This window comes from Oceanicaulis sp. HTCC2633 (genome assembly GCF_000152745.1).
In the GTDB taxonomy this organism is placed as follows: domain Bacteria; phylum Pseudomonadota; class Alphaproteobacteria; order Caulobacterales; family Maricaulaceae; genus Oceanicaulis.
The window spans coordinates 2,735,160-2,758,833 of the sequence record NZ_CH672428.1; the positions used below are offsets into that span (position 1 = coordinate 2,735,160).

14 protein-coding genes are annotated in these 23,674 nt (G+C 65.0%); 9 read left to right on the top strand and 5 right to left on the bottom strand.

The features are described 5' to 3' along the window. Positions 1–87 precede the first annotated feature (87 nt). Positions 88–1,521: a cell wall metabolism sensor histidine kinase WalK gene (locus OA2633_RS12870; RefSeq protein ID WP_241760712.1), complete on the bottom strand. Its 1,434-nt coding sequence runs from the start codon at positions 1,519–1,521 to the stop codon at positions 88–90. 201 nt (positions 1,522–1,722) lie between these two features. Here OA2633_RS12870 and OA2633_RS12875 point away from each other — a divergent pair, with 201 nt between their 5' ends. The 5 genes from OA2633_RS12875 (at position 1,723) to OA2633_RS12895 (ending at position 12,093) form a co-directional block, all read left to right on the top strand. After that, positions 1,723–3,105, top strand: coding sequence for an efflux transporter outer membrane subunit (locus tag OA2633_RS12875; protein ID WP_162010996.1), 1,383 nt, complete (start codon positions 1,723–1,725; stop codon positions 3,103–3,105). Positions 3,106–3,153: 48 nt separating this feature from the next. Further along, positions 3,154–4,431: an efflux RND transporter periplasmic adaptor subunit gene (locus tag OA2633_RS12880; RefSeq protein ID WP_009803003.1), complete on the top strand. Its 1,278-nt coding sequence runs from the start codon at positions 3,154–3,156 to the stop codon at positions 4,429–4,431. 21 nt (positions 4,432–4,452) lie between these two features. After that, entirely contained in the window at positions 4,453–7,674 is a 3,222-nt protein-coding gene (locus tag OA2633_RS12885; RefSeq protein ID WP_009803004.1) for an efflux RND transporter permease subunit, read from the top strand. Between the two features lie 113 nt (positions 7,675–7,787). Continuing rightward, a complete protein-coding gene (locus OA2633_RS12890; RefSeq protein WP_009803005.1) occupies positions 7,788–9,818 on the top strand; it encodes a M13 family metallopeptidase in 2,031 nt (676 codons plus the stop codon). A gap of 181 nt (positions 9,819–9,999) precedes the next feature. Next, positions 10,000–12,093, top strand: a complete 2,094-nt coding sequence (locus tag OA2633_RS12895; RefSeq protein ID WP_009803006.1) for a M13 family metallopeptidase — start codon at positions 10,000–10,002, stop codon at positions 12,091–12,093. Positions 12,094–12,162: 69 nt separating this feature from the next. Here OA2633_RS12895 and OA2633_RS12900 read toward each other — a convergent pair whose 3' ends face one another. Beyond that, positions 12,163–12,945, bottom strand: a complete 783-nt coding sequence (locus OA2633_RS12900) for a metallophosphoesterase (protein ID WP_009803007.1) — start codon at positions 12,943–12,945, stop codon at positions 12,163–12,165. Further along, on the bottom strand, positions 12,942–13,835 hold the full coding sequence (locus OA2633_RS12905) for a diacylglycerol kinase family protein (protein WP_009803008.1): 894 nt from the start codon (positions 13,833–13,835) through the stop codon (positions 12,942–12,944). Before OA2633_RS12905 ends, OA2633_RS12900 begins: the two co-directional genes overlap by 4 nt. Before the next feature lie 120 nt (positions 13,836–13,955). Here OA2633_RS12905 and OA2633_RS12910 point away from each other — a divergent pair, with 120 nt between their 5' ends. Beyond that, positions 13,956–15,554, top strand: coding sequence for an alkaline phosphatase (locus OA2633_RS12910; RefSeq protein WP_009803009.1), 1,599 nt, complete (start codon positions 13,956–13,958; stop codon positions 15,552–15,554). Between the two features lie 76 nt (positions 15,555–15,630). On the opposite strand, the gene OA2633_RS12915 is transcribed toward OA2633_RS12910, so the two are convergent. Continuing rightward, positions 15,631–18,225 (bottom strand): bifunctional aspartate kinase/diaminopimelate decarboxylase, encoded by a 2,595-nt coding sequence (locus tag OA2633_RS12915; RefSeq protein ID WP_009803010.1) that lies wholly within the window; start codon positions 18,223–18,225, stop codon positions 15,631–15,633. Between the two features lie 146 nt (positions 18,226–18,371). Between OA2633_RS12915 and OA2633_RS12920 the strand changes: the two genes are divergently transcribed. The 3 genes from OA2633_RS12920 to OA2633_RS12930 all read left to right on the top strand — a co-directional run bounded on the left by OA2633_RS12920 (position 18,372) and on the right by OA2633_RS12930 (position 21,499). After that, positions 18,372–19,673, top strand: a complete 1,302-nt coding sequence (locus OA2633_RS12920) for an ectonucleotide pyrophosphatase/phosphodiesterase (protein ID WP_009803011.1) — start codon at positions 18,372–18,374, stop codon at positions 19,671–19,673. Positions 19,674–19,777: 104 nt separating this feature from the next. Further along, positions 19,778–19,993 (top strand): hypothetical protein, encoded by a 216-nt coding sequence (locus OA2633_RS12925; protein ID WP_009803012.1) that lies wholly within the window; start codon positions 19,778–19,780, stop codon positions 19,991–19,993. Between the two features lie 3 nt (positions 19,994–19,996). Beyond that, positions 19,997–21,499: an AMP nucleosidase gene (locus tag OA2633_RS12930; protein ID WP_009803013.1), complete on the top strand. Its 1,503-nt coding sequence runs from the start codon at positions 19,997–19,999 to the stop codon at positions 21,497–21,499. Positions 21,500–21,502: 3 nt separating this feature from the next. On the opposite strand, the gene OA2633_RS12935 is transcribed toward OA2633_RS12930, so the two are convergent. Further along, positions 21,503–23,563, bottom strand: a complete 2,061-nt coding sequence (locus OA2633_RS12935) for a bifunctional diguanylate cyclase/phosphodiesterase (RefSeq protein WP_009803014.1) — start codon at positions 23,561–23,563, stop codon at positions 21,503–21,505. Between the last annotated feature and the right edge of the window lie 111 nt (positions 23,564–23,674).

A 23,674-nucleotide genomic window follows, 5' to 3' on the forward strand; every position in this document is an offset into this window, starting at 1 on the left:
CCAAAGCTTGATCAGCGGCGGACCATGGTCAGGAACGATCAATCCAATATGTAAGTTTGGTGACAGTTATGTGACGCCGCGCGTCCCTCACTGCGCCACCGAGTCCGATTGATCCCTGAGCTCAGGCGTTTCAAGGGTTTTCATCGCCGCAGCGACCGGGAAGAAGACTGTAAAAACCGAGCCGGTTCCGGGCGCGCTCTCCACCGTGAAGCCGCCCCGGTGACGATTGACGATGTGCTTGACGATGGCGAGGCCCAGACCGGTGCCGGAGGTGGGGCCGCTCTTTTGTCCGTCCACCCGGAAGAAGCGTTCCGCCAGACGCGGCAGATAACGCCGCTCGATCCCGCCGCCCTGATCCTGCACGCGCACAACGCCGAACTTCGCCTCGGGGTCGAGGGCAGGCGCGGTCAGGGTCAGGCGTCCGGAATCAGGGTCGATCCGGGCGCCCAGATGTTCGGCGGCGTCCCGGGAGATCCCGTATCGCACGCTGACCTTCACCTGCGAGCCGTCCGGAGAATACTTGATGGCGTTCTGGACCAGGTTTTCGATGACTTCATAGAGCTGGTCGCGGTCGCCGCGCACCTGCGCGCCGCCCTCGGTTCCTGCTTCATCGATCTCGACACTGATATTCCGGCTCGCGGCCACAGGCGCCAGGGCTTCGGACACATCGGCGGTGAGATTGTCGAGATCCACCGATCCCGTGGGCGGCATGTGCTCGTTCATCTCGACCCGGCTGAGAGACAGCAGGTCATTGATCAGACGGCGCATGCGCTCGGTCTGCACCGTCATGATCTCGAGGAAGCGGTCGCGCGCCTCTTCGTCATCCCGGGCGGGACCGGACAGGGTCTCGATGAAACCCGCCAGCGAGGCGAGGGGCGTGCGCAGCTCGTGGCTGGCGTTGGCGAGGAAGTCCGCCCGCATCCGCTCGGCGCGCTTGGAATTGGTGTCGTCCGCCAGAACCAGCATGGCGCGAAACGGCATGGGGCCGGGCGCTGAGAGGCGGATTGGCTCCACATAGGCGCGCACATGGCTCTCCAGCGGCGCCAGGGTTGAATATTCGACCGTCGCGCCGCGATCCCCGCGCAGCGCGGCGCTGACCGCCTCCAGAACGCGCGGCTGGCGCAGAACCGTGGACAGGAGGCCGCGTTCGGTCCCCAGCCCCAGGAAAGTGCGCGCGGCTGGATTGGCGCGTTCGATTCGTCCGCCTGCGCCGATCAGCAGCACCGGAATGGGCAGGCGCTCCAGCATGGTGACGCTCGCCTCGGCCTCCAGGTCTCGCGGCGCGTTCACCGCCAGCGGGCGCGGATTGGGCTCTGCAGTGGTCAAGGCGGTGAGATAATAGACAAAAGCCAGCGCGATGAAGGCGGCTGCCCCGCCCAGGAACGCGCCGCCGGAGAGCTCGCCGGCCACAGCCAGAACCAGCATCACGACCACGCCGATCGAGGCCGTCAGGGCAATATCACGGCGACGCGGCCGGTCCCCGGTCATGCGTTTCGCAGGGGTGTTACGATCTTCAGTCATACCTTCTCGTAGCATGGGAATGTGACACCTCGGAAACCCTTGTTGTTTTGCGGATTTGTTCGGAGGCCCGGGAAGAATGCCTGTATAAATTTTTTGTAATTCGAGAAACTTTTGTCGTTTTTCGATAAGTTTTGATTGGCTTTCGAGAGCGCCCAAATAGGGTGCAGTTCAGGTTTTGTAATTTTCCCGGGGGGAGGGCCCGTGTCCCTTTTGCGTATTTCACCGTTTTTTGCGCCCTTGCTGTTGAGCGCCTGCGCCAGCGTCGTCACGCCGGGCGCCAGCGATCTTGTCCTGGCGCCGGAGACGTTCTCTGCGGCGCCGGCCGAGCTGGACGCCTCGCCGTCCGACTGGATCGCGGCGTTCGAGGATCCGGTGCTTCAGGTGCTGGTCGCCGAGGCGCTGGACGCCAATCCGACGGTTGCGTCGGCTCTTGCAAGCTATGATGCGGCCCGCGCCGGCGCCCGGTCTGCGGGCGCAGCCCGTCTTCCAACGCTGGACGGCTCTGTGGGCTATACCGACCAGGAGCCGGGCAATACCGGCTTCAGCACCGGTCTTGAAGTCAACTGGCAGGCGGATGTCTGGGGGCGTTTGGGTGACCAGGCGCGCTCTGGCGCCCTGACGGCGGAAGCCGCACGCGCCGACTGGTATGGCGCGCGCCTGTCGATCGCCGCCTCCGTGGCGCGGTCCTGGTATGCCCTGATCGCCGCCAGCCAGCAGGCTGAGCTGGCCCAGGCCGATGTGGAGGCCCGGACCAATCAGCTTGAAATCGTCGAACGACGTTTCCAGCGCGGCGTGGTCCGCTCCTCGGATGTGCGTACGGCGCGTTCGGCCCTGGCCTCTTCCGAAGCCACGCTGGCCTCGCGTCTGCGGGCGCAAGCGAATGCGGCGCGGGTGCTTGAAGTGACGCTGGGTCGGTATCCGTCCGCCTCGATCGCCGCTGGCGCCGAACTGCCAGCGCTGGGCGCACTGCCCAATCCGGGGCGGCCTGAAACGCTTCTGGCGCGTCGTCCGGATGTGGTCGCTGCGCAAGCGCGCCTCGCCGCCGCCGGCTATTCGGCGTCCGCGGCTCAGAAGGCGCTCTATCCGGGGCTTGGCCTGCGCGCCAGCCTGGCCGATGGCGGCGCGGACATCGCCGATGCGCTGGATTTTGACGATCTGGTGAAGACCGTTGTCGGGTCGATCTCGGCTCCGATCTTCCAGGGCGGACGCCTGCGCGCCGAGCGCGACCGGGCCGAGGCCCAGGCGGAACAATTGTCCGCCAATCTGGTGAGCACGGCCCTGACGGCGCTGCGTGAAGCCGAAGATGCGATCGAGGCGGATCGTCGTCTTGCCGAACGGGTCGATGCGTTGACGGTCGCTTCGGATGAAGCCCGCGAAGCGCTGGCTCTCGTGCAGCGTCAGTATGCGTCGGGCCTGTCGACAATCTTCGAGCTGATCGACGCCCAGACGCGTCAGATCTCGGCGCAGTCGGCCCTGATATCAGCGCGCAATGAGCGGGTGGACAACCGCATCGCGCTGCATCTGGCCATAGCTGGCGATTTCAGCGCCGGCGGCGGCGTCACTGCATCCAATATCGAGAACTAGGACATCATAAGACCGGTAAAACCGGTCAGGGGACAAAAGAGGTTGGTCATGAGCAAGTTTTTGGGTCGTTTGTTGATTATAGGGCTGCCGGTTGCGGTGCTCTTTGCGTTCATCGTCGTCTATGTCGTGCTGGCTGCGGCGGCGCCCAAGCCCGAGCGCGCCGAGATCGTCGCGCGTCCGTCTGCGGTCTTCGTCACCGAAGCCGCTCTGAGCCCGGTGCAGCTGTCTGTCACCACACAGGGCGAGGTCACCCCGCTGACCGAGATCGATCTCACCGCCCAGGTGTCGGGTCGGATCACCTATGTGAACCCGAACTTCGTCGATGGCGGCTTCTTTGAAGCGGGCGAAGTGCTGGTGCGTCTCGAGGACGCCGATTATCGCCTGGCGGTCACGCGCGCCGAAGCGCTGGTCGCCCAGAGCCGTCAGGCGCTGGTGCGCGAGCAGGCCGAATCCGAGCTGGCGCGAGAAGAATGGGAATCGCTGGGCGATGGCGAAGCCAGCGCGCTGACCCTGCGCGAACCGCAGATGGCGGAAGCGCGCGCCCAGCTGGCCTCGGCCCAGGCCAGCCTGGACGAAGCCCGTCTCAATCTGAGCCGCACGCGCATTTCCGCGCCGTTTGACGGCCGCGTTCGCGCCAAGTCGGCCGATCTCGGTCAGTATGTCGGCCCCGGCACCCGTCTGGGACGTGTCTTCGCGACCAATCGCGTTCAGGTCCGTCTGCCGCTGACCAATGCCGAGCTCGCGATCCTGAACCTGCCGCTGGCCTTCCAGTCCAGTGACGCCAATCCGGGCCGCCCCGCGCATCTGAGCGCCAGCGTCGCCGGTCAGGAGCGTCATTGGGAAGGTCGCCTTGTGCGCACCGACAGCGCCATCAACCCGCAAACCCGCACCATGAGCGCCATCATCGAGGTCGAGGACCCCTATGGCGCGGCTGCTGAAGAGGCGGGCGCCCCGCTGGCCGTGGGTCTGTTCGTCGCCGCCAACATTGACGGTCGCGAGCTTGAGAACGCCATCGTGCTGCCCCGCAGCGCCCTGCGCGGCTCGAACGAGGTCTATGTGGCCGAACTCGACGGCACCCTGTCGATCCGTCAGGTCAATGTGGTGGACACCAGCGCCGAGCGCGTGGTTCTGACCGCCGGTCTGGAACCGGGCGATCGCGTTGTCACCTCGCCGCTGCGCGGCGCCGCCGAAGGCATGCTGGTGCGGGCGATGGACGCCAATGGCGATCCGCTCGATCCCGAACCGGAAGCCGACGCCGCCAATGATAATGACGCCGAGAGCGAAGCGCTGGTCCAGGAGACCACGACCGCCTCGCGCGCCAACTAGTCAGGATCGGGGAGAACGGACATGGTTCACAATCCTGAACACGACAAGCACAAGGGGTTGCTGGCCTGGTGGGCCAAGAACTCCGTCGCCGCCAACCTCTTGATGCTGATCGCCCTGATCGGCGGCGTGGTCGGCTACTTCTCCATGCAACGGGAGAACAATCCCGGCGCCGTGTTCCCGGGCGCGTCGATCTCGGTCGCCTGGCCGGGCGCGTCGCCCCAGGAGATCGAGGAGCAGATCATTGTCCGCATCGAAGAGGCGCTGAGCGATCTGGACGGCGTGGACGAGCTTGAGGCCGTCGCCCGCGAAGGCTCAGGTTCGGTCTATGTGTCCGGCCTGCCGTCCCAGGAAGCGTCAGCCTTCATCGACGAGATCAAGCTGCGCGTGGACTCCATCAACAACATGCCGCGCGAAGCCTATCGTCCGCAGGTCCAGCGCTGGCAGAACTCTGACCAGATCGCCGGCTTCGCCCTGCACGGCCAGGTGGAGCGCCGCGACCTGCAACGGGTGGCGCGCGAGATCCGGAACGAGATCTCCTCCACCATTCCCGGCGCCTCGCTGGTCGAGGTGATGGGCACGCTGGGCGAGGAAGTCGCCATCGAGGTCTCCGAGGAAGACATGCGCCGCTATGGCGTCAGCTTCGCCGAGATCGCCCAGGCCATCGCCAACTCCTCGATCAACACCTCCGCCGGTTCGGTCCGCACCGATCTCGGGGATGTCCGCATCGCCTCGCGCGAGCTGGCGGACACCGCTTACGAATTCGAGAACATCATCGTGCGCCAGACCTCTGATGGCGGCGTGGTGCGCGTGGGCGATGTCGCCACCGTGATCGACGGTCTCGTGGACGCCAATCTGAACGCCACCTTTGATGGCGAGCAGATGGTGATCATCGCGATCCGCTCCACCGGCAGCTCGGACATCATCGATGTGTCCAACGCCATGAAGGAGTATCTCGAGCGCAAGAACGCCGAACTGCCCTCCACCCTGCAATTGTCGGTGTGGTGGGACGGCGCGGACCAGTTCAACTCGCAGCTGACCGTCATCGGCAGCTCGGCCCTTCTGGGTCTGGCGCTGGTGCTGGGCGTGCTGGTGCTGTTCCTGCGTCCGATCGTGGCGCTGTGGGTGACGGTGGGCATCGCCACCGCCTTCGCCGGCGCCTTCCTGATCCTGCCCATGCTGGGCATCACCCTGAACTTCCTGTCGCTGTTCGCCTTCCTGATCGTGATCGGGGTGGTGGTGGATGACGCCATCATCGTGGGCGAGAACATTCACGCCCGCGTCGAGCGCGGCGAGCAGGGGCTGACGGCGGCGGTCGTGGGCACCCAGATGGTGGCCAAGCCGGTCGTCTTCGCGGTCATCACCACCATGATGGCGTTCGCGCCCTGGATGATGCTGACCGGGCCCGAAGTGCAGTTCACGCGTCAGATCTCTCTGGTCATCATCGCGGCTCTGGCCTTCTCGCTGGTGGAAGCGCTGTTCATCCTGCCTGCGCACCTGGCGCACATCAAACCGCAGAACACGAACGGCTTCTTTGGCCCGTTCATCAAGTTCCAGGCGATGATCGCTGACAGCCTGATCGCCTTCGCGCACCATATCTACGCGCCGGTTCTGGCGACGGCGATCCGCCTGCGCTACGCCACCTTGATGTTCTTCATCGGGGTGTTCGGCCTGGCCATCGCCCTGCAGGCGAACGGCTATGTGAAGTCCGCCTTCATGCCGGAGATCGAGAGCGACCTGATCCGGGTGAACATCCAGCTGGCCGAGGGCACCCCCTGGTCGCGGACCGACGATATCCGCTCGCGTCTGGATGAAGCCGAGCTGGAAGTCCAGCAGGCCTATCGCGAGGAGTTCCCGGGCGAGGACGACATGATCCGCTCGCGCTCCACGCTGGCGACCGACGGTTCGGTCCGGGCCTGGATCAATATCGCGCCGCCGGAGAACCGTCCGGGCCGCACGCCCACCGCCGAGGTGGCGCAACGCCTGCGCGACGCCCTGGGGCCGGTGCCGGATGCGGAGGAAATCCGTTTCGAGGCCACCCTCAATGACAGTGGCCCGGCCATCCAGTTCGCCATCAACCATCCCGATCTGGATGTGTTGCGGGCGGCGGCGGCCGAACTGCGCCAGCATCTGGCGACGTTCGAGACCACCTATGACATCGTGGACAATCTGCAGTCCTCCGCCGACGAGCTGCGCCTGACCCTGCGTCCGGACGCCCAGGCCCTGGGCCTGACGCTGGCGGACGTGACCCGTCAGGTGGGCCAGGCCTTCTATGGCTATGAAGTCCAGCGCCTGCCGCGCGATGGCGAGGATGTCCGGGTGATGGTCCGCTATCCCCGGGAGGCCCGGAACAGCTTGGATGCGGTCAACAATCTGCGCATCCGCACCAATGACGGCCGCGAAGTGCCGCTTGCGGCGGTGGTCGACGCCGAGTTCGCGCCGGGGATCAACCAGATCCGCCGTCGGGAGCGTCAGCGCACCGTCACGGTGAGCGCCGAGCTGACCGACAATGACGCCGCCGCCAACATCCGCCAGGAGCTGGAGGAAGAGTTCTTCCCGCAATGGCGCGAGCGGTATCCGGGCATCTCCACCGGCGCCATCGGCGAAGCCGAAGGCGAGGCGGAATTCCTGTCCGAGGTCATCCGGCTGCAGCTGATGATGGTGGTCATGATGTATGTGCTGCTGGCCGTGGCGTTCCGCTCCTACGCCCAGCCTCTGATGATCATGACGGCCATTCCCTTCGCCTATGCCGGCGCGGTCTTCGGCCACATGATCCTGGGCGAGCCCTTCGCGCTGTTCTCCATGTTCGGCATCGGGGCCGCCGCCGGGATCGTGATCAACGACAACCTGGTGCTGGTGGACTTCGTGAACCGTCTGCGTGAACGCGGCGTCGGGGCCATGCAGGCGCTGGTGGATGCGGGCGTGCAGCGCTTCCGCCCGATCCTTCTGACCACGGTCACCACCTTTATCGGCATCCTGCCGATGATCGCCGAGCGCTCCACCGCGGCCCAGTTCCTGAAGCCGATGGTGATCTCTCTGGGCTTTGCGGTGATCTTCGCCCTGTTCCTGACGCTGCTGATGGTGCCGGCGCTGTATGCGATCGGCGCGGATATCGGCCGCTTCTTCAAGGGGCTGTGGACGGGCGAGAAGCAGCCGCGCGTCGGCGAGAGCTATATCGGCCATGACTCGGGCCCGGACGGGGTTGATGTCGGCCATCCGGATGAGGGAACGGCTCCGGCCGAATAACCCTCACGATCCTGCGGCGCGGGCGACGCCTCACACGCTTCGCGCCGCAGGACCTAACTTCAGCGCCCGCTTTTTCGGCGCCTGCAATGACACGATTACCAAGGGGAAAACGCATGAAAAACCTGTTGTCTGGCGTTGCGTTCATCGCGCTCGCCGCCGCAGCGCCCGCCTTTGCGCAAGATGCGCCGGTTCTGGGTGATTTCGGTTTTGACGTCACCGGCATGAACGCCGAGCTCGATCCGGGCGATGACTTCTTCCAGTTCGCCAACCAGGCCTGGCTTGAGCGCACCGAGATCCCGTCCGACCGCTCCAATTACGGCATGTTCACCAAGCTCGCCATCGAGGCGGAAGACCATGTCCGCGAGATCATTGATGAAGCCGCCGCGGTTGATGCGCCGGACGGCTCCAACACCCAGCTGGTGGGCGATCTGTTCAAGTCCTGGATGGACGCGGACGCCATCAACGCCGCCGGTCTGGCGCCGGCCCAGCCCTATCTTGACCGGATCAACGCTGCGTCGAGCTGGGAGGATGTCGCCTCCCTGTTCGCGACCGTGCATTACGCCTCGCCCTGGGGCGTGGGCGTGATCCCGGATCCGGCCGATACCTCCCGCTACACCCTCTATATGGGCCAGGGCGGTCTGGGCCTGCCCGATCGCGACTATTACCTTGAAGAAGACGAGGCGTCCGAGCGTTATCGCACCGCCTATGTCGCCTATATCGAGCGCATCTTTGACCTGGCCGGCATTGAAGGCGGCGCCGACAAGGCCCAGGCCATCATGGCGCTGGAAACCGCGCTGGCCGAGGTTCACTGGAGCCAGGAGCGCACCCGCGAGATCACCGAGATCTACAATGTGCTGTCGCTCGACGAAGTGGTCGAGCTGGCGCCCGAGTTCGATTTCCGCGCCAATCTCGAGGCTTTCGGCCTTGGCGGTCAGGAAAGCTTCATGGTCGCCACTCCGAGCGCCATCGCGGACGCCGGCGAGATCTTCTCTCAAACCGATCTCGACACGCTGAAGGCCTATCTGACCTTCCACTTCCTGTCCGACCGCGCCAGCTGGCTGGGCGATGACTTCGACCAGGCGAGCTTTGACTTCTTCTCGCGCACCCTTAACGGCGTGGAAGAGCAACGCGAGCGTGAGAAACGCGGCGTGGACCTGATCGGCGGCGCGCTCGGTCACGCCATTGGCCAGATCTATGTGGACCGTCACTTCCCGCCTGAGTCCAAGACCCAGATGGAAGAGCTGGTGGCCGGGCTTCAGTCCGCCTTCCGCGAACGTCTGGAAAATCTCAGCTGGATGGATGACGAAACCCGCGCCCAGGCGCTGGAGAAGCTCTCCACCTTCGAGCCGCGCATCGGTTATCCCGAAGTCTGGGACACCTATGAGGGTCTCGAGATCCGGGCGGATGACTATTTCGGCAACCGCATGCGCATGGCCGAGTTCGCCTGGGCCGAGCAGCTGGAAGACCTCGCGGGTCCGGTGGATCGCCGCGAATGGGACTGGCCGCCGCAGATCGTGAACGCCAGCTATAACCCGCTGCTGAACCAGATCACCTTCCCGGCCGGCATCCTGCAGGCGCCGTTCTTTGACCCGAACGCCGACATGGCGGTCAACTTTGGCGGCATCGGAGCTGTGATCGGCCACGAGATCGGCCACGGCTTTGACGACCAGGGTCGTCGCTTTGACGCTCAGGGCCGCATCCGTGACTGGTGGACTGAAGAGACCAATGAGCGTTTCCTGGAGCGCTCTGACGCGCTGGTCGCCCAGTACGACCAGTACGAGCCGTTGGAAGGCCACACCGTGAACGGTCGCTTCACCCTGGGTGAGAATATCGGCGATCTGGGCGGCATGGAAATGGCGTATTCGGCCTGGCGCGATTATGTCGACGCGCACTATGGCGGCGAGGCTCCGGTCATTGACGGCTTCACCGGCGATCAGCGCTTCTTCCTCGGCTGGGCCCAGGTCTGGCGTCGCCTGTATCGCGAGGACAACCTCATCAGCCGTCTGCGGACCGACCCGCACAGCCCGTCCGAATATCGGGTGAACGGCGTGGTGCGCAATATCGACGCCTGGTACGCCGCCTTCGGCGTGGATGAGAGCGACGATCTCTACCTGCCGCCTGAACAACGCGTTTCGATCTGGTAGACCAACCTCGATCGAAAGCGTTCAAGCCCGGCGCTCAGGCGCCGGGCTTTTTCATGGGTTTAGCCTTGTCTGTCCGCATTTTCACTTGCCATCCATCTTGGCGGGCGTGAGGGTGCGCCACATTTATGACATCATCTCGCACTCCGGGCGGGTGTCGTTTGTGAATGCTAAGGGGAACCCTATGAAACAGATTCTGATGTCGTGCTCGGCGCTGGCCGTGCTCAGCCTGGCCGCGTGCGGACCGACCGACGCGCCCGAGAGCAACACCTCGGCGCAAACCGAGACCGCCGCCCAGACCGAGACCGCGCAATCGGGCGCGCCGGTCTATGGCGAGTTCGGCTTTGACGTCGCCGGCATGAACACCGATGTCGATCCGGGCGACGATTTCAACCAGTACGCCAATGGCGGCTGGATCGACGGCACCGAGCTGCCGGGCGACCGATCGCGCTTCGGCATGTTCACCGTGCTGTCCGAAGAAGCCGAGGAAGACGTTCAGGCGATCATCTTTGAAGCCGGCGAAGCCGACGCCGAAGCCGGTTCGAACAACCAGCTCGTGGGCGATCTCTATGCCAGCTACATGAATGAAGCGGCGATCAGCGAAGCCGGCACGGCGCCGCTTGAGCCGTACCTGGCCGAAATCAACGCCGTCGAGAGCCTGGATGACGCCACGGCCCTGTTCGCCAGCGTGCATCATCAGTCGCCCTATGGCTTCGCCGTCTGGGCCGACCCGGCCGATCCGTCCGTGAACGCGCTGCGCCTGTTCCAGGGCGGCCTGGGCATGGGCAATCGTGACTACTACCTCGATGAAGGCGAGCGCTTCCAGCAATACCGCGACGCCTATGTCGCCTATATTGCGCGCATTTTCGAACTGTCCGGCATTGAAGGCGGTCAGGAGAAAGCCGAAGCGATCCTGGCGTTCGAAACCCGCATCGCGGACGCGCACTGGACCCGTGAAGACAGCCGCGACGTCACCCTGACCTACAACGTGATGTCCGTGGCCGAGCTCGACGAGCTGGCGCCGGCGCTGAACTTCCCCGAAGGCATGGCCAATCTGGGCCTGAACGTGGACGAGCTGATCGTGGTTCAGCCCACCGCCATCGCCCAGACCTCCGCCATTCTGGAAGACACCGACCTTGAGACCATCAAGGACTGGATGGCGTTCAACTTCATCTCCGACCGCGCCGGCTGGCTGCCGACCGAGTTCGAGGACGCCAATTTCGACTTCTTCGGCCGCACCCTGCGTGGTCAGACCGAGCAGCGCCCGCGTGACCGTCGTGCGGTCAACCTGGTGGGCGGCGCCCTGGGCCATGCCGTGGGCCAGATCTATGTGGAGCGTCACTTCCCGCCGAGCTCCAAGACCCAGATGGAAGACCTGGTCGCGCGTCTGACCACGGCCTTTGAATCGCGTCTTGAGAATCTTGAGTGGATGGACGACGAGACCCGCGCCGAAGCGCTGACCAAGCTGGCCGGCTTTGAAGCGCGCATCGGCTATCCGGAAATCTGGGATTCCTATGAGGGCCTGGAAATTTCCGCCGACGACTATTTCGGCAACCGCACCCGCATGGCCGAGTTCAACTGGGCCGAGCAGATCGAGGATCTCAACAGCCCGGTCGACACTCGTGAATGGGGCTGGCCGCCGCAAATCGTCAATGCGTCCTACTCCCCGCTGGCCAACCAGATCACCTTCCCGGCCGGCATCCTGCAGGCGCCCTTCTTTGACCCCAACGCCGACATGGCGGTCAATTTCGGCGGCATTGGCGGCGTGATCGGTCACGAGATCGGCCACGGCTTTGACGATAACGGCCGTCGCTATGACGCCGAAGGCCGTCTGCGCGACTGGTGGACCGAAGAGACCAATGTCCGCTTTGAAGAGCGCGCCGGCGAGCTGGGCGCTCAGTACGAAGCGTTCTGCCCGGTGGAGGGCCAGTGCGTCAGCGGTCGTCTGACCATGGGCGAGAACATCGGCGATCTGGGCGGCCTGCAAATGGCCTACACCGCCTGGCGTCAGTATGTGGACGAAGTCTATGGCGGCGAAGCTCCGGTGATCGACGGCATGACCGGTGACCAGCGCTTCTTCCTGGGCTGGGCCCAGGTGTGGCGCAACCTGATCACAGAGGATGCGCTGCGCGCCCAGCTGCTGGGCGATCCGCACAGCCCGGCGCAGTACCGCATCAACGGCGTGGTCCGGAACCTGGACGCCTGGTACGACGCCTTCGGCGTGACCGAGGAAGACGATCTGTACCTGCCGCCGGAACAGCGCGTGCGCATCTGGTAACAGGGCGATTGCTCGCAAACGGAAAGCCCGGCGCATCGCGCCGGGCTTTTTGTTGGGCGGCAGCCGGTCCTAGCGGTGCAGGGCCTGTGTCTTCTGCGGCGTGAAGCGGTTCTCACCGACCTCGGCCGCGAACACCGTCAGGCTGAGCCCTTCGAGGGTGTGATCAAACAGGTTGAAGCTGGGCGGCTCGCCGCGCGTGCGATGTGACAGCGCCGTGCCCGCGCCGACAAACCAGCATGACCCGCCATCGGGCCGGCGCTGGGGCAGGGCGAAGACCTGGTGCAGATGGCCGGTCACCACAAGGTCCAGGCCCGCCTGCACGAAGATATCCGCCGCCTCGCGGCCGCCGCGGGTCTTGGCCCGGCCTTTCAACCCGCCTGGCGCCATCAGCGGGTGGTGCGCGGCGACGACCTTGAGCCCTCTGAAATCATTCAGGCTCTGGGCGATCCGGGCGGCGTGGCGGGGATTGGCCCGGCCCAGAGACCAGTCGAGCTGGGCCTGCAGCCCGCGTGCGGTCAGATAGGATTCCACCGCCGCCGTGGGGGAGCGCCAGCTGGGTGTGACGCCCTTGCCCAGCCGTTTCTCGAAGCGCGCCCAGGGCGCGGCCACGCGGGCGGCGAGGTTGAGATAGGGGGTGTCGTGATTGCCCGGCGCCGCGATGACCGGCGCGTTGATGGCGCTGAAGAAGTCGCGCGCGGCGTCAAACTCGCGCCGGCGGCCATACTGGGTGAAATCGCCCGAGGCGATGACGGCGTCAGGCGCGAGAGCGTTGAGCGTCTCCAGCAGGGCCTCGGGCAGGCCAGGGGATTCCGCGCCGAAATGAAGGTCCGAGATTTGCGCCAGTCGCGTCATGCGTCAGGCTCCGGGGCTGCGAACAGGGCGGCGTTGGGTCTCAAGGAGATGCGTATCGGGGTCTTCAGGGTCAACACCTCCCCATCCAGCATCACGGTGATCTTCGAGGGCCCGTCGAGCACGGCGCACTCCTGCGAGCGGAGCGGATTGAGCTCGCCCATGTTCAGCATCTCCCCCAGAAAGCCGGTCAGCGCGCCCAGGGCGTCGGAGAGGTCTTCGGTATGGGTGAACACATGCTCGAGCACCTCTTCCCCGGGGCGGGCGCCATGGATCATGGCCGCCGCCCCGCCCGGAAGGGTCATCAGCGCGTTTGCGCGGCGCAGTTTCATCGTCTCGTCCTCATCCACCTTCAGGCGCATGCGGGTCTGTCCAAACGCCTGCATGGCCTTACGCAGATAGGTCAGGGCGCGTCCGGGCTGACGGCCCTCGCCATCCGGTCTCAGGGCTTCGCGCGCCTGTCCGAAGCGGACCGGGAAACCGGCCATGAGCGCGCAGAAGAACAGATGCCCGTCCACCTCGCCTGCGTGCAGCGGCTCAACGGGATATTCCGGCGCCTCGCGCAGGATCGTCTCGATGGACCGGGCGCCATACAGCCGCTTGGGCAGAAGGTTTGCGGTGCCCAGCGGCAGGGGAATGACCGGCGTGCGGCAATTCGTCCGCACCAGCTCGTTCAGCACCGCCGCCGCCGTGCCGTCCCCGCCCGCCACGGCGATATAGTCGGAGGGTTCGGCGCAGGCCTTGCTGACGCGCTCTTTGAAGGTTTCCGAGCAGTCATGCACGATCACCTTCGCCCAGTCCGCGGACCCGTGCACCGCTTCCAGCACTTTTTCCCTGCCCAGCTCGCGCGTGGTTCCGGAATGGGCGTTCAGCACAAGGGACAAGGTTTTCAAGGCGGTGGTCTCCGATGAAGGCGGCGTACTTGTTCTATAACGCATGATTGGCAGGAGGGATGCTTTGATCCGTCACAAAGCCGCGCTAAACCAACGCCAGTGTCAGAGAAGGGATCCATCATGATCTTCCGCGCCGCCCTGTTTTCCGCCAGCGCGCTCGCGCTGTGCGCCTGCCAGAACGTCTCCGTTCAGTCTGATCTGGACTGGTCCGGTCGCAGCGAGGCTCCGGCCCCGACCATCGCCCAGCCGGCCGAGTTCGAGGGGCCTGGCGCGGAATGGCGATCCCGCTCTCAGGACGAGATCCTGGCGCGCCTGAACCGACCGCACCGCGAAGGCCGCGCGCGCAATGTCATCGTCTTTGTCGGCGACGGCATGAGCCTGGGGACCATCGTCGCCAGCCGCATCCTCGACGGTCAGAACCAGGGCATGAGCGGGGAGGAGAACTATCTCCCGTTCGAGCAATGGGGCCACACGGCGCTGATCAAGACCTATTCGGAAAACGCGCAGGTGCCTGACAGCGCCGCCACCGCCTCGGCCATCCATACCGGGGTGAAGACCCATTCGGGCGCGATCTCGGTCTATGCGCGCGACATTCTTGAACCCTGCGAAGGCGGCCCGGTGCCGCAAACGCTGGTGGAGATGGCCGAAGAGCACGGACTGTCCACCGGCATCGTGTCGTCCGCGCGCCTGACGCACGCCACCCCGGCCACCACCTATGCCCACGTTACCGACCGGGGTTGGGAAAGCGATGCAGCGCTGCCCGACTACGCCGTCGCGGCGGGCTGCACCGATATCGCCGCCCAGCTGATCGGCACCCGGACGGGCCCGTATGGTGACGGCCTTGATGTGGCGCTCGGCGGCGGTCGCGCGGCCTTCCTCACCCAGGATCAGGGCGGCCAGCGTCGCGATCGCGACCTCACGGCGGAATGGGTGTCCGAAGGCGGCGTCTATGTGGACGATCTCGCGGGTTTCAACGCGCTCGACGCCGATGACGACAAGCCGGTGCTAGGCCTGTTCAACAACTCCCACCTCAGCTACGCCATCGACCGTGATCCGAACGAAGAGCCGTCGCTCGCTGATCTGACCGAATTCGCCATCAACCGCCTGTCCAATGACGAGGACGGCTTCTACCTGCTGGTGGAGGGCGGCCGGATCGACCACGCCCACCATGGCGCCAACGCTGCGCGCGCGCTCAATGACGCGCTTGCCATGGCCGAAGCCATCGAGACCGCCCAGTCCATGGTGGATCTCGATGAGACGCTGATCATCGTCACCGCCGACCATGGCCATGTCTTCACGATTGCGGGCTATCCGCGTCGCGGCAATCCGATCCTGGGTCTGGTGCGTCCGCCGGCGCCGAACCTGACCGACGCCGAGACGCCGCCCATGCCGGCGGGCGACGGCCGTCCCTACACCACGCTCGGCTATCAGAATGGCGGCCCGCTGCGTCCGCGCGGCGAGGACGCCGAACCGCTGACCGACGAGATCGTCATGGATCCGAACTATCGCCAGCAATCGGCAATGCCGATGGGCGCTGAAACCCATTCGGGCGAAGACGTCATCGCCTTCGCGGTCGGCCCCTGGGCGCATCTGGTGGACGGCACTATGGAGCAGAACACCCTCCACCACGTCATCACCCACGCTTACGGGTGGAGCGCTACAGCCGCGATGGTCGAGGCGGACTATGATGATGATGACGACGAGGATGACGACGACTAGGTCGCGTCACCCCTGAAACGACAAAGCCCCGGTCGATTTGACCGGGGCTTTTTTGTTGGGGGTGGTCCTTAAACTGCTAAATCACCACTTCATCCGCCGGTTCGCGCAGATTGTAGCGGCTGGACATGACCGCGCCATAGGCGCCGGCTTCGGCGATGGCGATGACATCGCCTTCCTTTGTCTCCGGCATCAGGCGGTCCGCGCCCAGAAGGTCCGCGCTTTCGCAGATCGGGCCGACAATGGACGCCATGCCCGTGCCCTCTTCATCATAGCGGCTGAGGTTCACGATCTCATGGCGGGCGCCATAGAGCGCGGGGCGGATCAGCGAGTTCATGCCGGTGCCAAGACCGATAAAGCGCGTGCCGAAGGCGTGCTTGATCTGGGTCACCGCTGAGAGCAGCACGCCGGATTCCGCCACCGGATAGCGGCCCGGCTCCATCCAGATCTCGTAATCGGGCAGGGCCTGTTTGAGCTTGGCGAGCTCGGCGTCCACCAGCGCCAGATCAAGCGCCGGCGCTTCGGCGCTTTCGGGCACCCCGAGGCCGCCGCCCACATTGAGGATGCGGATATCGGAAAAGCCCTCGGCGGCGCGGGCGAGGATCGCGCCGATCTCGCGCCAGTGACCCGCCTCGATCACGCCGGAGCCGGCGTGGGCGTGCAGTCCGATGACCGTGGCGCCGGCCTTGGCCGCGGCGTCGCGCGCCGCGTCAAGCTGATCAAGCGGAATGCCGAACTTGGCCTTGGGACCAGCCGTTTGAACATGCTGGTGGTGGCCGCGCGGACGATCCGGGTTGATGCGCAGGATGACCTCGACGCCCTTGAAGAGTTCGGGCCATTCGGTGAGCGGGTGCAGCCCGTCAATGGTGAGGTTGGTCCCCAGTTCGATCGCGGCGGCGTATTCATGGCGCGCGGCGAAATTGGGGGTGAACAGCACCTTCTTGGGATCAAGACCGGGGAAGGTGTCCTTGAGCCGCATGAGCTCGCCCGGCGAGACGCACTCAAAGCCCAGCCCGGCCTCGAAGATGGTTTTCAGAACGTCCGGGTGCGGGTTGGCCTTCATGGCGTAGAAGGCGCGATTGACGCTCTTGATGTTCGCGACAGCGCTGGCGCGCGCCTTGATGGTCTCAAGGTCATACACATAGCGTCCGCCGGTTTGCGGCGCGATCTTGATGAGCGCGTCGCGCTTGGTCACCCACCACGGATCGGGGCGCTGCGGCTTGCTCGACGCGGTCTCATTGAGCTCTGCCCAGCTCGGTCCGAACACGGGGCCGGACGGGGCGGGCGCGATCAGTTCTTCATGCAGGCGCGCAGCGAGGGCGCGGCCTTCGCTGGCGTCCACCACCACGGTGAAGTTGAGGTCGTTGGCGGCCTGGCTGACCAGCCGGATCGGCTTGTCCTGGAACATTTCCAGCGCCGGGGCGAGCTTGTGCAGGATGCGGCGCACGCCATAACCGACAAGGGACACCGCCGCGCCATCGTCCATGATCTTGACCCGGCAGAAGCGTTCCAGCCGGGCGCGCAGGGCGTCGAGCCGCGCCTGATCAAGGCTGGGATCGGGATCAAGGCTGACGGTGACGTTGGTCTCGGAGGTGGAGACGAGGTCCACCGACACGCCGCACTCCTTGAAGCAGGCGAAGACATCGGCGAGGAAGCCCGCCTGACGCCACATGCCCGCGCCTTCCATGGCGACGATGCGCACGCCGGATTTCACCGACACGGCCTTGAGCTGCGGCGCGTCATCGCCGGGCTTGGCGGTGATCAGCGTGCCAGCGAGTTCGGGGCGCAGGGTGGAGCGCACTTCCACGGGCACGTTGGCGCGGCGGGCCGGGCCGATGCAGCGCGGATGCAGAACCTTGCCGCCCATGGTCGCGATTTCCTGCGCCTCGTCATAGGACAGCGCCTGCAGGAGCCGGGCGCCCTCGGTCAGGCGCGGATCGGCGCTGAACAGGCCCGGCACATCAGTCCAGATCTCGAGCTTGGCGGCATCGAGCTTGTTGGCGAAATAGGCGGCAGACGTGTCCGACCCGCCCCGGCCCAGCAGGACGGTCTCGTCGCGGCTATTGCGGGCGATAAAACCCTGGGTCAGCACCAGCTCGGCGTCCTTGAGGCGCATCTGCAGACGGGCGTCCGCGCCCTCGATCACCGAATTGGACAGATACCCGCCCGCATCCTCGCTGTTGGAGGCGGCTTGCAAGGCGTCGCGCGCATCGAGAAACACCGGGCTCAGCCCTTCCTGGCGCAGGCGCTCCATGCCCAGAACGCTCGCCATCTGTTCCCCAAGCGCCAGAAGTTCGGCGCGCACGCGCGGGCTGGCCTCACGCACCAGCGCAATGCCGGCGGCGAGACGGTCGAGCGTTTCGAAATGGCTGACCAGCAGGGTGGAGCCGTCCAGAAGCGCGGCTTCGGCAAAGTCCAGATGCACCGCCTTGATGGCCGCGATCTCGCTGCTGACATCGCCCAGCAAGGCCTGATCAGGCAGGGCCTCGAGGCGGTTGGACACGCCCGACAGCGCGGAATGGACGATCAGCACCTTCCCGCCCGGTTTGTCCTGTTTGAGCCGGGCCTTCGCAAGCTTTGCGATAACAGCCCAGTTTTCCGGCTTGGCCACGGAGGTGCCGCCGAATTTCAAAACAGTCCAGACACGGTTGGCGAGAGGGGTTTGATCAGTCATCGGATCGTCCAGGATTCAAGAGAGGCCGATCCCATAGCGCGCCATGTTGCAGTGCGAAAGTTTTCATTCGCGATGTTCACTTTACCCCGGTTCGCGCATGGGCTAGGGCGGGCTGGAAATTTCCAGTCATCGCATGGGGATGCGTCATGTTTCGGTCATTTGTCTATACTATAGCGGCGTGCAGTGCGCTGGCTCTGGCGAGCTGCGCCAGCGTGTCTGACACGACGTCCGCGCCGGACGTCGCTGCAAGCGAGCAGCCCGAGCGCGTGCTGATGATCGGGCTCGACGGGTTCCGCGCCGACTTTCTCGATCTCTATGACGCGCCGAACATCGAGGCGCTGGCCGAGCGCGGCGCACGCGCCGAGCGCATGATCCCGGTCATGCCGTCCAAGACCTTCGTGAATTTCTACTCCATCGCTACCGGGCTCTATCCCGAGAACCACGGCATGACCGAGAATGCGCCTTACGACCGCGAGGCGCGCACCGGTTTCGTCAACCCGATGTCGGCCCAGGACCCGTTCTGGTGGCAGGGCGAGCCGATCTGGATCACGGCCGAGAAACAGGGCGTGGAAAGCGCGATCATGTTCTGGCTGGGCTCGGAGGTCGAGCATGATGGCGTGCGTCCGTCCATCTGGACGCCTTATGAGCATGACAAGCCCTATCAGGAACGCGTGGACGAGGTTCTGGCCTGGTTCGACGCGCCCTCTGAAGACATGCCGGGTCTGGCGGCGGTCTATTTTGATCGTGTGGACAGCGTCGCGCACCGCAATGGGCCGGAGAATGACGCCGTGGCCGAAGCGGTCGCCGAAGTGGACGGCTATGTGGGCCAGCTGGTCGAGGGCCTGCGGGCGCGCGGCCTTCTAGAGACGACCGACATCATCATCGTCTCTGACCACGGCATGGCCCAGCTGTCGGACGAGCGCATCGTGGCGGTGGATGAGTGGATCGATTTTGACCGGGTCTATTCCCCGCACATGGAAGGGCGCTGGGGCGCCGGCGCGCAGCCCTATATCTTCCTGTTCTCCGAAGAGGGCGAGGAAGCGGCCATCGACGAGGCCTTCGAGGCCATCAACAATTCGGGCAACGCGCATGTGGTCGCCTACAAGGCCCATGAGATGCCGGCCCATTATCATCTCGATCACCCGACCCGCGGTCCGGACCTGCTGGTGGTGGGGGATGCGGGCTGGTCGCTTGTGGCGCCGAGCCTGGAGCAATCGCCGCGCCGGATCATTCCGGGCAATCACGGCTATGACAATCTCGATCCGATCATGGGCTCGACCTTTGTGGCCGCCGGTCCGCGTTTTGACGGCGTGGGAATGGTCGCTCCGTTCGAGAATGTGAACGTCTATCTGATGATCGCCTGCGCGCTGGGCCTGGAGCCGGCCCGGACCGATGGCGACCCGGCCGAGGTCGCCCGTGTGACCGCAGGTCGCTGCCCGGCGCAGTAAAAGCCTCGCCCCAGACGGTCATCCCGGCTTGGAAGCGCGCGGAGATAGCGGTACGACTTAAAGGACCGCGCTCCGCGCGCATCTAAGTTTCTAAGGAGGCCGCCATGGCAGACGAACCGCATCGCATCACCTTCCTGGCCAAGACGTTTTCGGCGGCGGCGCTCGAATTCCATCGCGGCCGCATGGCCGAACGCGGCTATCGCATGGAAGGCCGCATCGAGCCCACCTCCTTCCAGATGATTGATGAGGAAGGCCGGACCGAGCCGGTCTTTGACGGCGAACCGCTGTTCACGGTCACCTTCATCAAACGCGAGGACTAGATTTTGGGCGATACCGACATCGTGTCTCACGAAGCGGTCGAGAAGACTTTCAAACGCGCCGCCAGCGCCTCTGAAGCGGTGGATCGGCTGTGCCTGTTGTTTGACGCCTCGGTCAAGGCGCTGCGCGACGAGTTGAAGATCTATCTCGATGGCGGACCGCCGCCGTCCGAGGCGGATCGCTTCGCCGGCGCTTTCGCCTATCCCGCCTTGCGCATCATCTATCAGCCGGACGGCGCCGTGCCGCCGATCAGCCGGGCTTTCGGCAAGTTTTCCGAAGCGGGCGTCTATGAGCAGACGATCACCCATCCCGAACAGTTCCGCCGTTATCTGGTGGAGCAGATCGAGCTTCTGTCCGACACCTATCCGGTGAAGATCGAGACGGGTCTGTCGGTGCAGGAGATTCCGTTCTCCTATGTGCTGGACGGCGCGGACGATCTGGATATGGACGCCGCCTCGCCCGCCGAGCTCGTGCGCCATTTCCCCTATGCCGATCTGGCCGGCATTGATGACGCCCTGCCCAATGGCGAGCGTCCCTCCATCCCCGGACGCCCCCGTCCGCTGAGCCTGTTTGACGCGGTGCGCACCGATTACTCGCTGCAACGCATCCGGCACTATACGGGCACGCCCTATGAGGACGTGCAGCCCTTCATCCTGTTCACCAACTATCATCGCTATGTGGATGCGTTCGTGGACTGGGCGGTGGAGCAGGTGAAGGATGACAGCACCGATTATGTCGCGCTGTCGGCTGCGGGTTTCGTCAATGTGGACGCCAATACCGACGATCCGGTGGGCGAGATCAGCGCGGCGCCCTGGCGGCGCTTCCAGATGCCGGCCTATCACCTGAAGGCCAAGGATGGCCGTGGCATCACCCTTGTGAATATCGGGGTGGGTCCGTCGAACGCCAAGAACATCACCGACCATCTCGCGGTGCTGCGCCCCGAATGCTGGATGATGATCGGCCATTGCGGCGGCCTGCGTCACTCCCAGCGTCTGGGCGACTACGTGCTGGCGCACGCCTATCTGCGCTATGACAGCGTGCTCGATCGCGATCTGCCGGTGGAGATTCCGATCCCGCCGATCGCGGAGATCCAGGTCGCCCTGCAGGAGGCGGTTGAAAGCGTCAGCGGCGATGACGCCGGCGAACTCAAGCGCCGTCTGCGGACCGGCACGGTGGTGACTTATGCCGACCGGAACTGGGAGCTGCGCTATAATCAGGAAGCGCGGCGCATCAACCAGTCGCGCTCAATCGCCGTGGATATGGAAAGCGCCACCATCGCCGCGAACGGCTTCCGCCTGCGGGTGCCGTACGGCACGCTGTTGTGCGTGTCCGACAAGCCGCTTCATGGCGAGCTGAAACTGCCCGGCGCGGCCAACCGCTTTTACGCCAAGTCGGTGTCCGAGCACCTGGCGGCGGGCATTGAAGCGGTGGAAATCCTCAAGCGTCAGGGGGCGGACGCCCTGCATTCGCGCAAGCTTCGCAGCTTTGACGAGCCGCCTTTCCGCTAGGGCCTAGCCCGCGTGTCCGGACGCCTGTGTGGCGGCCTGCTCTGCGGGTCGCCACATCACGTCCAGCGCAGCGGGCGGTTGCCCGTTCACGCTGGGCGCCGGGCGACCGATGAGATAGCCCTGAGCCTGCTCGCATCCCATCATGTTCAGAAGGTCCAGCTGGTCGGCGGTCTCCACGCCCTCGGCGAGGACGGGTATGTCGAGATTGTGCGCCAGCGTCACCACGGCGCTGATCACGGCGCGCGACCGGCCGCCATCGGACAGGCCGTCGGTGAACCCCTTGTCGAGCTTGATCTTGTCGAACGGGAAACGCCGCAGCGTCTCGAGCGCCGAATATCCCGTGCCGAAATCGTCCAGCGCCATGGACACGCCCAGCGCCTTGATCCGCCGCAAAACATTCAGCGACTGACCCAGATCATGGATCAGGGCGGTCTCTGTCAGCTCGATCTCGAGCTGGCTGGGGCTGAGCCCGGTCGAGACCATGGCCTGCAGCACCTTGCCCACAAGGTGGGGATCATTGAGCTGTATGGCGGACAGGTTGATCGCCACCTTGGGCGCGCCCGGCCATTGCGCCACTTCCTCGCACGTGGTTTCGAGCACCCAGTCGCCCAGACGCCCGATCAGGCCATTGGCCTCGGCCAGGGGCACGAATTCGGCGGGTGAGATCATCCCTCGCACCGGATGCGGCCAGCGCACCAGCGCTTCATAGCCGCAGACCTCACCGGATTTCAGGTCGATCTGGGGCTGGTAGAACATGCGCAGCTCGCCGGTTTCGAGCGCCGTGCGCAGATCCTGCGCCAGCTCGCGGCGTTGACGGACCGCCTCGCCCAGGGCGTGTTCGTAATGCTGGATGCGGTTCAGCGGATCGGTCTTGGCCTTGTACATGGCCAGGTCCGCGTTGCGCATCAGGGTTTCACAATCGCGTCCGTCCTCGGGGTAGACGGCGACGCCCAGGCTGGCGTTGGTGACGATCTCGAAATCGGCGTGGCGGACCGGCGTCATGAAGAGCGATTCAATCAGCTTCAGCTCTTCGACCAGCTCGGTCTCCCCCTCTACCGGGAAGACGATGCCGAACTCATCCCCGCCCAGTCGGGCGGCGTACCCGCCCGGCCGTTCATGCCCGCGCAAGCGATCGGCGATGTCGCACAGAACGGCATCGCCCGCCTGATGTCCCCAGACATCATTGATTTCCTTGAAGCGGTTCAGGTCAATGACGAGCACGGCGATATTCTTGCCCTTGCGGTTCTCGATCGCCTGTTCGACGAGCGCCGTGAAACAGGCGCGGTTGGGCAGGTCGGTGACGATGTCATGCAGCGCCAGGTGCCGCAGACGCCGATCCGTGCGTTCGCGCAGGCTCGCCTCCACGGCATACCCCGCGCCACCGGCGCCCACGACCACTAGCGTGGTCACGGCGGTGGTCAGCGCCAGGATCTGGAAGGTGACCGGATCCAGCCCTTCGGACACGCCCAGGGAGACCACGGTCATTGCGCCCATGCCGGTGAAGTGCAGCGAGACCACGCCGATGGCGAGCAGACCGCCCGGAATGAGCCGGTGCAGACCCTTGTCGAATTTCTCGGAGGCTTCAAAGGCGAGGGCGCCGAAGAAGACGGCGAACACGACGGACGCGATGACGTAGCGCATGTCCCATGCCACGATCGCATCCAGATTGTACGCCATCATCCCGGCATAGTGCATGCCGGTCACGGACACGCCGATCACGGCGCCGGCCAGGGCTTTGGCGAATGTGAATTTCAAGGTGGCCACATAGCAGCCGATCAACGCGCCGCACATGATGATCAGCGCCGAAAGCGCGGTTTCATCCACTTGCAGGCTGACCGTTGCGGAGGGCCGATAGCCCAGCATGGCGATGAAATGGGTTGACCAGATGCCGGCGCTCAGACAGGTGGCGGTGACCACCAGCCAGGCGACCTGGACGACGCTGTCGCTCTCTTCGCTCCGCCGGAGCAGGCGCATGCTGAGCAGGCAGCTGATCACACAGACCAGCCCCGCCAACAGGACGCTTGGAAGATGATGTTCGAATGCCAGGCAGGTCAGGACGCGCAATGAGTTCTCCTTGAGGATGAACTCTGTAACGTGCCAGTGTTAATTTGCACTTAGCCGCACAGACCTGTTTCGCTTCCCCTTGCTCATAATCCTATTCGGACTTAACTCAGC